Source organism: Ralstonia condita (genome assembly GCF_958405655.1).
GTDB lineage: Bacteria > Pseudomonadota > Gammaproteobacteria > Burkholderiales > Burkholderiaceae > Ralstonia > Ralstonia condita.
In genome coordinates this window covers 776,452-792,024 of record NZ_CATYWO010000002.1, presented here as the reverse complement: position 1 = coordinate 792,024, position 15,573 = coordinate 776,452, and the positions used below count along the sequence as shown (strand labels likewise).

Sequence of the window (15,573 nt, the reverse complement as noted above, 5' to 3'; positions counted from 1 at the left end):
GTAAGCGCAGCTGCGATGCACTGACACACGCAATGTCACGTGGCTGAACCGACGCGACAGGCCAGCCAGGCTTCTTCTCTTGCGCGACAACAATCAGGCAACCAGCGGCATCAGCAACATCCGCGCAGCCAACTCCTGTCGAAAGCCTTCCAAGGCCCGCATGCCGGAATCGGCGCCGCGCGCGGTGTTCTGCAAGCGGATGCCTTCGACCTGACGGATGCCCACCGTGGCAAACACATACCGCAGATACGGCATCAGGAAATCGGTCTGCGCGTGGGCGCCATCGAAGTTGCCGCCGGAAGCAGACACCACCAGCACCGAGCGATCGGTCAGCATGCCCACCTTGCCCGTGGGCGTGCGGCGGAACGTGCGCTCGGGCCGCACTACCAGATCGATCCACGCCTTCAACGCCGAAGGCACCGTGTAGTTGTGCACCGGCGTGGAGATCAGCACGGCATCCGCGGCTTCCAGCTCGCCGATCAATGTTTCCGACAACGCCAGCGCGGCGCGGTGCGCTGCAGTGCGGTCGGCATCGGGCATGAGGCTGGCCTCGACAAAGCCGGCATCGGGATGCGGCAGCGGTGTCGCCGCCAGGTCGCGCTCGATGATGCGCAGGCCCCCGACGGCTTCAGCCAATTGTGCAATCACCAATTGCGCGCCACGCCGGCTGTGCGAGCGATCGTCGCGCGGGCTCACGGTCACGTGCAGCAACGTTGTCATCGTGCAGCTCCGGGTTGCATGTTCATGCCAAAGCGCAAAGCACCTGCGAGCAGCCCATTGCGATAGTAGAAGCGATGGCCGAGCACGTTGGACAGCGGCGTGTCGAGCACGAGCCGTGCACAGCCCAGGCGCTCGGCTTCGGCCTTGAGGTGGTCCATCAGCACGTTGCCGAGGCCGCTGCTGCGCAGGTTGGCATCGGTCACCAGATCGTCGACATACATGAACGGACCGTAGACGAGGTTCTCCTGCTGCCGATATCCCGCCAGCGCAACCGGCACGCCATCGCGCCAGACGGCGATGAGGCGATAGCCGTCTTCCACCTGCCGGCGCCAGCGCGCGGCCAGCTCGTCGGCGTCGGCAAGATGCGGCCGCAGTTGATGCATGACGGGAAAGCACGCACGCAACGCGGCTTCGTCTTCGATGGGGCGGATGGTGTCCATGGTCATGCTTCCTCTGCGGCCACGGCGGCCGGCACCTGCGGCGCAAAGCGCATCGCGACGGCAATACGGTTCCACGCCTGGATGTTGGCGACGGCGGCCGTGAGGAACGCGACTTCCGTCCTGGAGAAATGCTGAAGCACGGCGTCGTATTCGTGATCTTCCACGCCGTGGTCGGCGGCGCGGGCCAGGGTGGTCAGCGCTTCCGTCCAGGCCAGCGCGGCACGCTCGCGCGGCGTAAAAACCGCCGGCGTGTCGCGCCAGACCGCCACCAGATCGAGCTTGGCCGGCGCCACGCGCAGCTTGCGCGCCAGGTTCAGGTGGAACTGCACGCAGAACGCGCATCCGTTGATTTGCGAGGCACGCAGCTTGACGAGCTCGGTCAGCGGCTTTTCCAGCCCTGAGGCATCGACTGCCTTGCCAAGCGCCTGCAACGCCGGGGCCACGCCGACGGCGGTGTCGACAAATTCCGAGTAATCCATGCGAGGGGAGAGATCTTCCATGTCTGGCTCCTGTTAAAGGCCCGGGTTGGAGGAATGGTAATATCAGTGCTCGAACATAATATTCGAACTCTGACATTATGAGCAAGCGCACCCCTGCCGCCGGCAAGGAAACCGACCCGCCCCGCAACTCGCCCTCCATCCCCGAGCCCGGACAGGGCAAGCGCGGCGAAGAAGGCTATCTTGGCTATCTGCTGCGCCAGGCCAGCGCCGCGCACCGGCTCCGCATGGAACGGGCCATGGCCGACGTGGGTGTCACGCTGCCGCAATTCCTGGTGCTCACGATGCTCCGGGCCTACCCGGGCATCTCGAATGCCGACCTCGCCCGGTTGACCATGCTCACACCCCAGACGGTGAGCGTGATCGTCACCAACCTGGAGCGCAGCGGCGCCATCACCCGCCGGCCCCACGCCGTGCACGGCCGAATCCAGCACATCGACGTCACAGCGGAGGGCTCTGCCCTGCTTGCAGCGTGCCGAGAACGCTCCGGCGGCATCGAGCAGGACTTGCTGGAAGGGTTCTCGGCCAAGGAAGAAGAGGTCGTGCGGCGTTGGCTTGTACACGTCGCAACACTCGGCAGCGACAAACCCGCCCCCTGATTCGCACGTCATTGTTCTCCGCTGTCCTTGACTTCTGGACGGCCGCCACTATCATCCGATGTATCTTACGATATATCTGATGATGTTCTTCAGGAGACTGACAATGCGCGGTTGGTTCGGGCATCACCACAAAATGTGGATTGCAAAACACTTCGTGATGGGCCGCCACGGTCATGGCGGACACGGCTTCGGGCGTGGCATGGGCGGCTTTGGGGGCTCCGGCGGCTACGGTGAAGGCGATGACGACGGTGGCAACCCGTGGCGCGGCCGCCGGCTCAGTTCGGCCGACTTGCAGCTCGTGTTGCTGGCGCTGCTCAAGGGCACGCCCCGCCACGGCTATGAATTGATCAAGGCAGTGGAAGAGCATTCGCTCGGCTTCTACACGCCAAGCCCGGGCATGGTGTATCCGGCGCTGTCGTACCTGGAAGACCACGGCTTCGCTTCCGTTACCGCCGAAGGCAACAAGAAGCGCTACGGCATCACGCCGGAAGGCGAGGCCTGGCTGGCAGAACGCCAGCAAAGCGCGGACGCCATCCTTGCACAACTGCGCGCCATGGGCGAGCGTGTGAAGCGCATGAACGAGGCCATGGCCTTCGACCGCGAAACCGACAACGCCGCCGAGTGGACAGACACGGGGCATGACCCGCTGCGCACCGCGCGCTGGCGTCTGAAGTTCGCGCTCATGGAAAAACGCTTCGCCTCGCGCGAAGAACAGCAACGCGTGGCAGACATCCTGCTGCGTGCCCTGAAGGAAATCACCGGAGAGCGTTGACCCGCCCCCGCCCTGATCTGCCGCCCACTATGTTCGCCCTCCACCGCACACAAGGTCTGATGTCGCAGCTGCTGAGTCCCGCCAAACCCGCCACGCGCCGGGTGCGCGTGCGCGCCGTCCATACGTTGTCGCCGCGCATGCGGCGGGTGATCTTCACGGGGGTGGCGGCAGCCGATCTTGGCGACCTCGAAAAGGCGCCGCCCGGTGCCGCGATCAAACTGATGTTCCCGCACGACGGTGCGCACCCTGGCCGCATGCTTGGCCGGGCTTACACGATCCGCCGTTATCACGCCGCGCGGGCCGAGCTGGAAGTCGACTTTGTCGTGCATGACGAAACGCCAGCCGCGGCGCACGGCCCCGCTGCCCGTTGGCTGAAGCGCGTGCTGCCCGGCGACGAGCTCGAGTTTGCCGGACCGAAGCCAGGGTTCGTGCCGGACCCCGCTGCACCGTGGACCCTGCTGATCGGCGATGAAACGGCACTGCCCGCCATCTTCTCCCTCCTGGAGAGCCTGCCGGCACACGCCAACGTGCAAGCCTACATTGCGATCGGTGATGCCCGTGCGCGCCTGCCGCTCGAGGGCGACTTTTCGTTGCGCTCCCGCAGCCAGGCCATCCACTGGATCGAAGCCGATACCGCACACGCCGGCGCCATGATGGTCGGCGCCCTCAGCGCCCACAAGATGCCGCCCGGCACGCCACAGGTGTTTCTTGCCGGCGAGGCCTCGTTGCTCAAGCCGGTGCGTACGCTGCTCGAAGGCGCCTGGGCCGTGCCGCATGACGCCATCCATGCCAAGGGCTACTGGACAGCCGGCCTCTCGCGCGAGGCGCGCAAGGCCCGCGAGGCGCGTTGACTGGCACGCCGCCGGTTCAAGCGACAGACTCCGCGTCGGAAGGGGCTGCCCCACGCACCCAATCGCGCACCAGCCGCTGCCCGTACAGGAGCGCGGCATCCATCGCCTCCCGCGGTGAGCCAAACGTGCAGCCCGGCCGCACAGGCCGTGAGCCGGCGAGCGAGTGGCCCTCCTCGCTGCGAAACACCACCTCGATACGCGCCTCCCAGCCGCGTGCCCCGGCAGGCGTCACATGCGGGACGATCTCGACATCCCCACGGATCTTGTGCACTTCATTCCTCCGTCTTCAGCGTCTGCGCGACGCATTGCGGTCAATTTAGCAACGGGCATGCCCATTTGCGGGCGCACGGGCAGGTTGATGCAGATCAAAGCGCACCACGGGCGCAGCCTTCAGTGCCTCGCCGGCCTGCCGATGAAAGGGAGGATTTCCGTCCACTTTCGTTTATCCGCGCCCAAGAAGCGCGGCATCATCATGCGCAAGAACCTACCGGTCACCCAAGCCGAAACCGCCCTCACCCCGACGGATTACCTCATTTCACGGACCGACCCCAAGGGCCGTATCGTCTTTGCCAACCCGGCGTTCGTGCGTGTCAGCGGCTATTCGCAGGAAGAACTCCTGGGCTCGCCGCATAACCTCGTGCGCCACCCTGACATGCCCGAGGCGGCCTTCGCCGATCTGTGGGCCACCTTGAAGGCAGGACGGGCCTGGCGCGGGCTGGTCAAGAACCGCCGCAAGGACGGTGGCTTCTACTGGGTGCTTGCCAACGTCACGCCGGTGTTCCAGGACCGCACCATCGCGGGCTACACGTCGGTGCGCTCCATGGCCACCCCCGCGCAGATCGCGCGGGCGCAACGCGCCTACACCGCCATCAATGAGGGCGACCGGTCCTACGCCGTGCGCGCGGGCCGCATCCTGCGCACCGGGTGGCGCCGCGGCCTGAACCTGTTCCAGCGCGACAGCCTGCGCTTCAAGGTGATCGGGCTGCAAAGCCTGATTGCCGTGGCGATCCTCATCGGCACACTCTGGGCGCATATCGCCCTGGAAGCGGCCGACCTGCACGGCACGTCATGGCTGGTGCTCAGCCGCGACTGGCTATGGCTCACTGGCGTAGGCTGCGCGGGGCTCGCGACGCTCTCGGGCGTACTGCTCGCCCGTACCCTGATCGGCCCGCTGGAAGAAGCCGCCACCCTTGCCACGCGCCTGGCCGCCGGCGACCTGACAACCACCGTGGCCGTGCGCTCCAGCGATGAAGTGGGCGAGGTGATGCGCGCCATGGGCACCATGCGTGCGAGCCTGTCCTCCATCGTGCGAGATATTCAGGACGGCGCGTCCAACGTGGCGCACAGCACCCTGCAGATCTCGGCGGGCAACCACGATCTGTCGGCCCGCACGGAACAGCAAGCCGCCGCATTGGAGGAAACCGCTTCGAGCATGGAAGAGCTCACGTCGATGGTGGCGCAGAACGCCGACCACGCCCGCGAAGCCAGCGCGCTGGCCGAACAGGCCTCCACCATCGCTGCCGACGGCGGCCAGGTGGTACAGCAGGTCGTCCACACCATGGACGCCATCCGCGCCGACAGCCAGCGCGTGACGGAGATCATTGCGACCATCGAGAGCATCGCCTTCCAGACCAACATCCTCGCACTCAATGCCGCGGTGGAAGCCGCGCGCGCGGGCGAGGAGGGCCGCGGCTTTGCCGTTGTGGCGGGCGAGGTGCGCAGCCTGGCGCAGCGCAGCGCCCAGGCGGCCGCGCAGAGCAAGGAGATCATCCGCGCTTCCGATCAATCCGTGCGCGACGGGGTCGAACTGGTGCACAAGGCCGGCGCCACGATGACGCAGATCGTGCAATCCGTGCAGACCGTCACGCAGCTCATGTCGGAAATCTCGGCCAGTTCGCGCGAACAGAGCAGCGGTATCGCGCAGATCAATGCCTCGGTCTCGCAACTCGATGGGGTGACGCAGCAGAACGCCACCCTGGTGGAAGAAGCGGCCGCAGCCACCTCGGTGCTGGCGCGCCAATCCGAAGATCTGAAACACGCTGTCGCGGTATTCCGGGCGTAGCGCACCTCTCGGGGGCACGTGCCACGGCGGGAACGAGCGCGCTTTCGCCAGCTATAGGACGAAGCGCGCGTCGCGCTCCAGCAGCGCCGTCACCGCATCGGGCGGCAGCGGCTCGCTGAAGTGATAGCCCTGCAGCACGTCGCACCGGTGCGACGTCAGGAAAGCCGACTGGACCGCGTCCTCCACGCCTTCCGCGCACACCGTCACGCCCAGGTTGTGCGCAAGCGCCACGACGGTCGTGCAGATCGCGGCGTCGTTGGAATCGCGGTCGATGTCCTTGACAAAGGCACGGTCGATCTTGATGAGGTCGATCGGCAGGCGCTTCAGATACGCCAGGCTCGAATACCCCGTGCCGAAATCGTCGATGGCGATGCGCACGCCAAGCTGGCGGATCGCGGTGAGGTCTTCGATGGTGCGCTCGGTGCCTTCCATCAGCATCGACTCGGTCACCTCCAGTTCAAGGAAACCAGAGCCCAGACCATACTGGCGCTGCAGCTTGAGCAGCGTCGGCAGCACCGTGCCGCGCTTGAACTGCAGCGGCGACACGTTCACGGCGATCGTCAGATCGTCGGCCAGACCACGCGCGTGCCATTCGGCGCGCTGCCGCGCCGCTTCCGCCAGCACCCAGTTGCCAATGTCGACGATCAGCCCGCTCTCCTCGGCCACCGGAATGAACGCCGCCGGCGGCAGCAGCCCGCGCGTCGGGTGGATCCAGCGAATGAGCGCTTCGAGCCCGCAGACGCGGCCGTCCCTGGTGTCGATCTGCGGCTGATAGAGCAGCCGGAACTGGCCTTGCTCCAGCGCGGCCCGGATCTGATGCTCCAGGTTCAGCCGGTATGACACGCCGATGTCCATCTCCGGCGCAAAGAACTCCAGCCGGTTGCGGCCGTTCTGCTTGGCGGAATACATCGCCATCTCGGCATGGCGGATCAGCGTATCGGCGTCTGCGCCGTGCGCCGGGTATTCGGCCACGCCAATGCTGGCCGTCACGAACACCTCGTGCCCTTCGACGCGGATCGGATCGGCAAACAGGTCAAAGCCGAATTCGACGCCGCGCGAACCCGCATGCGAAATCACCAGCGCAAACACGTCGCCGCCAAAGCGCGCCACGGTATCGACGGTGTCGGCCTCATCGCGCAGGCGCTCAGCGACACGGCGCAACACCTCGTCGCCCAGCAGGTGACCCAGGCTGTCGTTGATGACTTTGAAGCGGTCGATGTTGACCAGCACCACGTGGAAGCGGCTGCGCTGGCGTGCCGCCATTTCCACCGCCTGCTGCACGCGGTCAGACAGCAGCGTGCGGTTGGGCAGGCCCGTGAGCGCATCGATGGTCGCGTGCTGCGCCAGGCGGGCGCGCGTCATTTCCTGCTCGGTCACATCGTCCTGGATGGCGACATAGTGCGTGACGGCCCCTTTGGCGTCGCGCACCGGCGAGAGCAGGAAGTTGTTCAGGAACGGGTGGCCATCCTTGCGGAAGTTGCGCAGCAGCACCCGGATTTCACGCTCCTCGCGCAGCGCGGCGCGCACCTCGTTGAGCGCAGGCTGCCCGGGTTCCGAAGAATGCAGGAAGCGACAGTTGCGGCCCAGCACCTCTTCGGCACGGTAGCCCGTCATGCGCTCGAAACCCGGGTTGACGTAAACCACGGGCAGATCGGGCCGCTGCGCATCGGCCACGGTGATGCCCGAAGGCACCGACTCGACCACGCGGCGCAGCAGCCGCAGCTGCTCGTCGGATTCGCGCCGCTCCGTGATGTCCTGCATGGTGCCGAACAGGGCAACCACCTCGTCGCGTTCGTTGCGCTCGATGTTGCCGCGCGAGAGCACCCAGCGGTGCTCGCCGTCGCGCCGGATCATCTCGAGCTCCAACGAATACGGCTCGCCCTCGGTGACCGCGCGGCTGGCGGCTTCGCGCAGGCGGTTGTAGCTCTCGGCGGTGAAGAACTGCGCCTGCTGCGCAAAGGTGGGCGGCGGGCCGGGCGGCGTACCGGTCAGCACGTACATCCCCGAAGACCACGTGGCGGAATCACGCAGGACATCCCAGCGCCAGCTGCCGAGTTGCGCAATCTGCTCGGCCACGCTCAGGTTCGCCTCGCTCGCGCGCAGATCCTGCTCCATGGCCGAGCGCTGCGAAATGTCGGTCACCCCACCGACCATGCGGATGGCGCGACCGTCCTTGCCGCGATAGACGCTCGCACGGATCTCCACCGTGCGCGTGGCGCGGCTGGCATCGATCACGCGGCAGACCGTGTGCCAACTGTCGCGCTCCGAATGCAGCACGGCGCGCAGCTCCTTCCCGAATGCGTCAACGTCCTCCGGATGCACGAATTGATGGAACGTCAGCGTGCGCGACACGCCGTCGCCATCGCCCGGGCCAAGCAGTGCGTCGCTGCCCAGCAGTCGATGCAGGCTGGCGTTGGCCCAGGATTCGCCCGTGGCGATATCCCAGTCGAAGATCCAGTCATTGGTGGCGCGCGCGACGCGCTGGAAGCGCTCGGTCAGGCGGTGCACCGTGGCGTCGTGGCGCGCGATGGCCGTGCGCATCTCGTCGAATGTTCTTTCGAGCAGCGAAAGCTCATCGCGCGCGGGGCCCTGTTCGACCACGCGAGCCGAGAAGTCGCCCGCAGCGTAATGGCGCGCCGCATCGACCAGCGCATCGACGCGCGGTAGCACCAGCCGCCGCATCGCCAGCTGGATCAGGGCCAGCAGCAGCACGATCATCAAGACGATGGCACCGCCGCCGGCCAGCGTGATGTCGCGCTGCTGGCGGATGATGTCGGACGCGTCCACGCCGCGCACCACGCGCAGCCGCCCGGCAGCGGCATGCGGCACGATCACGGCTGCGTAGGCGCGGCGCACGCCATCGGCGTCGTCCACCAGCACCGGTTCGGCCGGCTCCTGGCCGGCCATCGCGACCAGCGGCCCCTTCACGATGGCCGGCACCTGGGCCGCCGGCATCAAGCCATTGATGGACAGCACGGTGCCGGAGGCATCCACCAGGTAGACCGGCGCGCCGGGCATGCCGCCGGCGGCCGCAGCGATCAAAGCCGCCTGGCGCACGGCCGCATAGGCCACGCCGCGAATGGCCCCGTCGTTGCCAGTCATGGGCCGGGCGGAAACCATCACCGCCTGGTTGGAAGCCCGCCCCGTCACGAACGTCGACAGGGCGGGCTGGCCGGTTGCCAGCACGTCGTTGACGTACTCGCGGTCGGACAGATCGACGCCAAGGCTCGCGATGCTCGGCGTACAGACCAGCTTGCCGCGCGCGTCGATGATGCCGAGATTGGCCAGTTCGTTCTGGTTATGGAAGACGCGGCTGACGAAGCGGCTGCATTCTTGCGGGTCCATGCGCAAGGCGGCGTCATCGGCCACCAGCACGGAGAGCAGTTCGTTGGCGTTGGACAACACCATGCCGACGCGTGCGGCGGCGGCCTCGGTCTCGTGGGTCAGGCGCTGGGCAAGGTGGTCATTGAGCCGGTCTCGGTAGAGCGCCACGCCAGCCACCGCCACGACAATGGCCGGCAAGGCGGCCACCGCGGCCAGTGCGAGCAAGCGGCCGCGAAGCGTAGTCGGAAAGAAAGCGTGCTTCGGCACTTGGATGACCGGTAGAGCCTTGGTATGGAGAGAGGCTGCACGATGCGCGGCTAAGGAACCGCACCCCAAGCGCACGATGCAGTTGCAGCATCGTGCCGGACAACGGCTGACGCAGTGCGCAAGCATTTTGCTAGCAATTCCTATCGCACGCAACTTGCGGATAGCGGCTGGACAACTGTTGTAATGAAGCCGGTTTTCTTGACATGCAGAGCGTCTCGAACGGCAAACTGGTTCTACAATCCGGGCCCATGTCGTCCCCATCCCCGCTCACCATTCCGCGCCGCCTGCTGTTTCGTCTGCTGCCGGGCGTGGTGGTGGCCGCGCTGATACCGTTTGCGGGGCTGATCGCCGTAGCGGTATCCACCGTCTATGACGATACGCGGCAGGAAATCGGCAGCCGGCTGGAGGAGGTGATGTCGCAGGCGGCGCGCCCCATCGACGCGCGGCTGACCGACATCATCGACCGCCTCTCCAGCTCCGCCGAACCCGCCAGCGCCCCGCGCACGCCGGCCGACGGCCAGGCGTGGCTGGACGCCCACGCAGAGCTGCGGGGCGCATTCGACAACGTTCTGCTGGTGGGCGCCGACGGCACCATCCTGGCCGACGCGCCGCCATTGCCGGGCCGACGCGGCGACAACATGGCCAACCATCCGATCTTCCTGGCTGCGCGCAGCACGCAGCGGCTCGTCATGCCCGAGCCGTTCCTGGCGCCGGCGGGCAACCGCCCCGTGGCCTCGTTCGCCATGCCGCTGCACGGCGACGACGGCCGTTTCACGGGATTGGTGATCGGCTCGATCGAGCTGTCGCGCAATCCGATGTTCACGGACCTGGAAGCCATCCGGCTAAGGCGCACGGGCCGCGTCGTCATCGTTTCGGAGGCGGGCAACTATATCGTCGCGCCGGACCGCTCGCGCTTGCTGCAACCCGCACCCGACCTGGCGGCCATGCCTGCCCCGAAGCGCGCCGCCGCCAGGCAGTGGAACCCGGGCAGCGAGATCGCCCTGCCCGGTCAGCCTGCCGTCCTTGTGGGATATCGACGCCTGAATGCCGTGCCCTGGAGCATCGGGGTCTGGTGGCCGGCGCGGGAGGCCTACGCCGGCGCTGCGCGTACGACGCATACGCTCATCGCCGCCGGTATCGCGTTTGGTGCCGTATGCCTGCTGCTCGCATGGTTCTGGATCGAACGCGCCGTCAGCCCCCTCGAGCGGCTGCGTCACGAGGTGGAGGGCGGCATGCCGATCCACCCGGTGGCGCCGGCTTCCGGCCGCCCCCCGCTGCAAGATGCGCAGCCTCCGGGCCCGCTCTCCCGCCTGGCCGAGCTCGCGGACCCCACAACATCCGCCTTTGACCCGGCCACCGAAGTAGGCGCACTGGCCGCCCGCATCGGGCTGCTCGCCCAGCATTGGGAAGGGGCGCTGGCGGCCAGCGAGCAGGATGTCGCCTTCTTTCGCGGGTTGGCGGAACAGGCGCCGGTGGGGCTGGCGTTTCTGGATCGCGCGCTGGTCGTGTCATTTGCCAACGTGCGGTTCGAACGATTGCTCGGGATCAGCGCGCACGCCATCGGCAACGCCTTGCAAGCCGAGGACGACGTCCCCGCCTGCCCCGTCGCACGCGCTGTCGCTGCTGCGCTGTCGCTACTGCCGCGCACACCGCTGGCGCTGGCAGACCAGCCGATGGTCATCACCACGGGTCAGGGCGCCGGCATCGGGGCGGTGTTGCTGACGGCGAGGCCCATCGGCGGACCGGGTGCACCGTTGGCCGGATGGATCGTTGCGGTGGTGGACAGCACCCGCGAGCAGCAGGTCAAGGAGGCGCTCGAACAGGAGGTCCGTTCGGCCTTGCTCGTGCTCGACGCCATCCAGGAGCCACTGCTTACGATTGACGGCGACGGCAGCGTCACCCATGCCAGCGGTGCGATCGAGACGCTCATCGGCGTGCACCCCGCGCGGGCCGTCGGTCAATCGATCAACCGCCTGCTGCATCTCGTCGAGCACGACAGCGGAAGGCGCGTCATCCCGACGCAACTGCTTCGTGCAGGCGGCAAGCTGTCAGGCAGCCTGCGCCTGGAGCGCTTCGATGGCCAACGCCACGATGTCGAGCTTTCCTGGGGACCGCTGCCGGGCACCTCCGGAAGCGGCGTGCTGGTGCTGCGCGATGTCTCGGCCACGCGCGAGACCGTGCAGCGCATTGCCTGGGACGCCACGCACGATGTATTGACGGGCCTGCTGAACCGGCGCGGCTTCGACGCCATTTTGCGCGCGCAATTCGAGGCGCACCGCAGCGGCAACCCGGCGGCACGCGCGCCCATGGCGCTCATCCTGATCGATCTGGATGGCTTCAAGGCCATCAATGACCGCTACGGGCACGCTGCAGGCGACGACGTACTGCGCGGCGTCGCGGAACGTATCGTGCAAAGCACACGTACGCAGGACCACGTCGCCCGGCTCGGCGGAGATGAGTTTGCCGTGATCCTGCCCCACTGCGACCGGCAGGCGGCAGTCACATTCGCAGACCGGATCCGTGCGGCGCTCGCACGGCAGCCGGTTCGGGCTGCTGGCGCCCGTGCCGAGATCGCCCTGTCACAAGGGGTGGTGGAACTGCGCACCGACGATGCGGACGCCGGCGCATTCCTGGCACGCGCCGACGCAGCCTGCTACCGGGCGAAGAACGAAGGCCGAGGCGCCATCGCCACCGATTGAAAGACGCGCAGACGAGCGCACATGAAAAAAGCCACCGGATAGCGGTACCCGGTGGCCTCAAGAATACGCTTTGAACGGGGAAGTTCAGCGCAGTTGAAGCATAGGCAATGACCGTCATTCGCGCCAATACCCAGGATAAGGTAATTTGGCAAAAACCCTGCGCAGCCAGCGGTTTTGCGGGCGCCAGCCCCATTCTGTGCCTTCGGCGCAACGTTTCAGGGGGCGCCTCGAGCATCAATAGGCCCAGTGCAGCCCTCCTCCAAAATATCCATCCTGGCGACACCCTGCCGCAGTCTGCAGTGCGCCATGTTGCGATACAATGAAAACGATTCGCATTCACGCGACTCGCGTATCCTTTCCGCAAGTAACACGTTAACGATCACACACGATGCGGCTTTCCGAGCTTTCCCGCCGGGCAACGGCGGTGGTGGATCACGTTGAAGACCGCGAGACCGCCGACCCCATCAGCCAGCGCCTGCGCGAACTTGGGTTCGTGGCGGGGGAAGAGGTGCGCGTGGTGGCCGTCGGTCCGTTTGGCGGCGATCCGCTGGTGGTGCAGGTCGGCTTTACGCGCTTTGCGCTGCGCCGCCAGGAAGCCGCCCGCGTGCGTGTGCGCACCGAGGCCGCCACGCAGGCTGCCACGCCAGGCGGCATCGCGCGCAAGACCGCCCCGCCAGCGCAAGTGCGCGAGGCGGCGTAGCCCGCGCCAACCGCCGCCGCTTTCCGGCTTCGCTTATCCGGCCTCATGCAGATGCACGCTTCTTCCTCCTCCGCTACCCCATCCGCGCTGCGCGTTGCCCTGGTAGGCAACCCGAATTGCGGCAAAACGGCGCTGTTCAACCTCCTGACGGGCAGCCGGCAGAAGGTGGCCAACTATGCGGGCGTGACCGTCGAGCGCAAGGAAGGCCGCTTTACCGCGCCGTCAGGCCGGCACGTACAGATTCTCGATCTTCCTGGTGCCTACAGCCTGGTCGCCACCAGCCCGGACGAAGCCATCACGCGGGATATCTGCCTGGGCACGTTCCGTGGCGAGCCGCGACCCGACCTGCTGGTCTGCGTGGTCGATGCCACGAACCTGCGCCTGCACCTGCGCTTCGTCCTGGAGTTGCAGCGCCTGGGCTTGCCGATGGTATTGGCGCTCAACATGGTGGACGCCGCCGAACGCCGGGGTATCCGGATCGATCGCGCCAAGCTGGAAGCGGCCCTCGGCGTGCCGGTCGTCGAGACCGTTGCCATCAGGCGCAACGGCGCGGCCGACCTCGTCGCACATATCGATCACGCCAGACTGCCGGCGGTGCCGGTGGGCCTGCCGCCCGACGCCGATCCGCATGTCGAGGTCAAGCGCCTGCTCGATGCCGCGGTGACCATGCCGCGCAGCACGGCCGAACTGGACGACCGGCTCGACCGCATCGTGCTGCACCCGGTGCTGGGTCTGCTCCTGCTGGCCGTGCTGATGTTCTTCATGTTCCAGGCGGTGTTCTCGTGGGCAAAGCCCCTGATGGACGGCATCCAGGGCGGCGTCGAGGCCGTTGGCGTGTGGGTGAGCGCGGTGATGCCCGACGGCATGCTCAAGAGCCTGCTGGTCAACGGGATCATCGCGGGCACGGGCAGCGTGCTGGTCTTCCTGCCGCAGATCCTGATCCTGTTCCTCTTCATCCTGTCACTGGAAGAATCCGGTTATCTGCCGCGTGCGGCCTTCCTGCTCGACCGTCTGATGGCGGGTGCGGGGCTGTCGGGCCGTTCGTTCATCCCGCTGCTTTCGAGCTTCGCGTGCGCCATTCCCGGCGTGATGGCCACCCGCACCATCCAGGACCCGCGCGACCGGCTCGTCACGATCCTGGTCGCGCCGCTGATGACGTGCTCCGCGCGGCTGCCCGTGTACGCGCTGCTGATCGGCGCGTTCATCCCCGTGAGGCAGGTGGGCGGCATCTTCAACCTGCAGGGCCTGGTGCTGTTCGGGCTCTACATGGCGGGCATCGTGTCGGCGCTGGTGGTGGCCTACGTGCTGAAGTATCTCAAGCGGGATCGTAATGAACACCCGCTCATCCTGGAGCTTCCGTCGTACCGCCTGCCGAGCGTGCGCAACCTCGCCGTGGGACTGATCGAGCGTGCCCGCATCTTCCTGCGCCGTATCGGCACGGTCATCCTCAAGATGATGGTGTTGCTGTGGTTCCTGTCGAGCTTCCCCGCGCCGCCGGCCAACGCCACGATGCCGGCCATCGATTACAGCCTTGCCGGCCACATCGGCCGGGCGCTGGAAGTCGTGTTCGCGCCGATCGGGTTCACCTGGCAGATGTGCATCGCGCTGATTCCCGGCATGGCCGCGCGTGAAGTCGCAGTGGGTGCGCTGGCGACCGTGTACTCGCTCTCTGCCACGCATGAGGATGCCGCGGCGCAACTGGCGCCGGTCATCGCGCAGCAATGGTCGCTGGCAACCGCGTTGGCCTTCCTGGCGTGGTACGTCTACGCGCCGCAATGCATCTCGACGCTGGCCACGATCCGCCGCGAAACCAACTCCTGGAAGGTGATGGCCGGCACCGCCGGTTACCTCTTCGCCCTGGCCTACCTGGCCGCATTCGCCACTTACCAGATCACACGGGTGCTGACATGAGCGTGTACCACGTTGTCGAAACCGGCGTCGTCGCCACGGTGGTGGCACTGAGCGCGTTGTCGATGACCGGCCGCTACGCGCCGGCCATGCGCGCACGGGCGATGGCACGCGTGGCTGGCTGGTGCGATCGGCCATCACGCCCAGACTGGGTACAAGCCTTCGGCCAGCGGCTGCTGACGCCGGGCGAGGCGCCTTCATGCCACTCCGATCCGCTCTCTGGCAGCGCATGCGGCAGCGGCTGCAGCGGTTGCGCCTCGGGAAGCTCGTCGCCGCCGGCGGACGTTGCGCAGCCGATCCACTTCATGCGCCGCAAGTAAGCAGGCGCGACGCGGCGTCACCACGCCAACGGGCTCGCATTGTGCGGGCCCGTTTTGTTTTTGAGGCGTGAAGCGTAGACTGGTCCAAACCTGAACGGGGGACGCATCATGACCGAAGAACTGCTGGTCCAGCTGATTGCGGAAGTCGAGAAGGAAGACCCGGTGGATTTCGCCAACCTGCCCTTCGACGAGCAGATGCTGCGCGACCTGGTCTGCAAGCTGGTGTCGCGCCAGCTGTCGCAAATGGAAGATGCCCACTTCAGCCAGGACGAAGTCATCGTCTCGCTCACGGCGAGCATTGCCAAGCTGGTGCTCGAAAACCTGGTGCTCAACGCACGCCTGCTGGCGCAGCAAGGACACAGCGAGAGCGCCCGCGAATTACTGGAACGCATCGCCCGGCAGGCGAAGGGTTAG

At 66.8% G+C, this 15,573-nt stretch carries 14 protein-coding genes; 9 read left to right on the top strand and 5 right to left on the bottom strand.

Features of this window, described 5'->3' with window-relative positions; genetic code table 11:
• Positions 1-93 precede the first annotated feature (93 nt).
• From R2N03_RS10135 to R2N03_RS10125, 3 genes are read right to left on the bottom strand one after another with little or no spacing between them, the layout of a single operon-like run.
• Complete coding sequence (locus R2N03_RS10135) at positions 94-720, bottom strand: FMN-dependent NADH-azoreductase (protein ID WP_316657438.1); 627 nt, start codon at positions 718-720, stop codon at positions 94-96.
• The gene (locus R2N03_RS10130; protein WP_316657437.1) at positions 717-1,166 is read right to left on the bottom strand and encodes a GNAT family N-acetyltransferase; all 450 of its coding nucleotides are present in this window, start codon (positions 1,164-1,166) and stop codon (positions 717-719) included. Before R2N03_RS10130 ends, R2N03_RS10135 begins: the two co-directional genes overlap by 4 nt.
• On the bottom strand, positions 1,163-1,660 hold the full coding sequence (locus R2N03_RS10125) for a carboxymuconolactone decarboxylase family protein (protein ID WP_232040047.1): 498 nt from the start codon (positions 1,658-1,660) through the stop codon (positions 1,163-1,165). The genes R2N03_RS10130 and R2N03_RS10125 overlap by 4 nt, the downstream gene beginning before the upstream one ends.
• Positions 1,661-1,737: 77 nt before the next feature.
• Between R2N03_RS10125 and R2N03_RS10120 the strand changes: the two genes are divergently transcribed.
• The 3 genes from R2N03_RS10120 (at position 1,738) to R2N03_RS10110 (ending at position 3,879) form a co-directional block, all read left to right on the top strand.
• Complete coding sequence (locus R2N03_RS10120; RefSeq protein ID WP_316657436.1) at positions 1,738-2,256, top strand: MarR family winged helix-turn-helix transcriptional regulator; 519 nt, start codon at positions 1,738-1,740, stop codon at positions 2,254-2,256.
• A 103-nt stretch (positions 2,257-2,359) separates the two neighbouring features.
• Entirely contained in the window at positions 2,360-3,028 is a 669-nt protein-coding gene (locus R2N03_RS10115; RefSeq protein WP_316657435.1) for a PadR family transcriptional regulator, read from the top strand.
• Positions 3,029-3,057: 29 nt separating this feature from the next.
• Positions 3,058-3,879, top strand: a complete 822-nt coding sequence (locus R2N03_RS10110) for a siderophore-interacting protein (protein ID WP_316657434.1) — start codon at positions 3,058-3,060, stop codon at positions 3,877-3,879.
• A 16-nt stretch (positions 3,880-3,895) separates the two neighbouring features.
• Here the strand turns inward: R2N03_RS10110 and R2N03_RS10105 are convergent, their stop codons facing one another.
• Positions 3,896-4,150, bottom strand: a complete 255-nt coding sequence (locus tag R2N03_RS10105; protein ID WP_316657433.1) for a hypothetical protein — start codon at positions 4,148-4,150, stop codon at positions 3,896-3,898.
• 201 nt (positions 4,151-4,351) lie between these two features.
• On the opposite strand from R2N03_RS10105, the gene R2N03_RS10100 reads away from it, so the two are divergent.
• Complete coding sequence (locus R2N03_RS10100; protein ID WP_316657432.1) at positions 4,352-5,941, top strand: methyl-accepting chemotaxis protein; 1,590 nt, start codon at positions 4,352-4,354, stop codon at positions 5,939-5,941.
• Between the two features lie 51 nt (positions 5,942-5,992).
• On the opposite strand, the gene R2N03_RS10095 is transcribed toward R2N03_RS10100, so the two are convergent.
• Positions 5,993-9,532, bottom strand: a complete 3,540-nt coding sequence (locus tag R2N03_RS10095; RefSeq protein WP_316657431.1) for an EAL domain-containing protein — start codon at positions 9,530-9,532, stop codon at positions 5,993-5,995.
• A 248-nt stretch (positions 9,533-9,780) separates the two neighbouring features.
• Between R2N03_RS10095 and R2N03_RS10090 the strand changes: the two genes are divergently transcribed.
• The 5 genes from R2N03_RS10090 (at position 9,781) to R2N03_RS10070 (ending at position 15,573) form a co-directional block, all read left to right on the top strand.
• Positions 9,781-12,231, top strand: a complete 2,451-nt coding sequence (locus R2N03_RS10090) for a sensor domain-containing diguanylate cyclase (RefSeq protein WP_316657430.1) — start codon at positions 9,781-9,783, stop codon at positions 12,229-12,231.
• A gap of 388 nt (positions 12,232-12,619) precedes the next feature.
• Positions 12,620-12,931 (top strand): FeoA family protein, encoded by a 312-nt coding sequence (locus tag R2N03_RS10085; protein ID WP_316657429.1) that lies wholly within the window; start codon positions 12,620-12,622, stop codon positions 12,929-12,931.
• A gap of 45 nt (positions 12,932-12,976) precedes the next feature.
• The gene (gene feoB, locus R2N03_RS10080) at positions 12,977-14,842 is read left to right on the top strand and encodes a ferrous iron transport protein B (RefSeq protein WP_316657428.1); all 1,866 of its coding nucleotides are present in this window, start codon (positions 12,977-12,979) and stop codon (positions 14,840-14,842) included.
• Positions 14,839-15,159, top strand: coding sequence for a DUF6587 family protein (locus R2N03_RS10075; RefSeq protein WP_316657427.1), 321 nt, complete (start codon positions 14,839-14,841; stop codon positions 15,157-15,159). Before feoB ends, R2N03_RS10075 begins: the two co-directional genes overlap by 4 nt.
• Before the next feature lie 108 nt (positions 15,160-15,267).
• Entirely contained in the window at positions 15,268-15,573 is a 306-nt protein-coding gene (locus R2N03_RS10070) for a hypothetical protein (RefSeq protein ID WP_316657426.1), read from the top strand.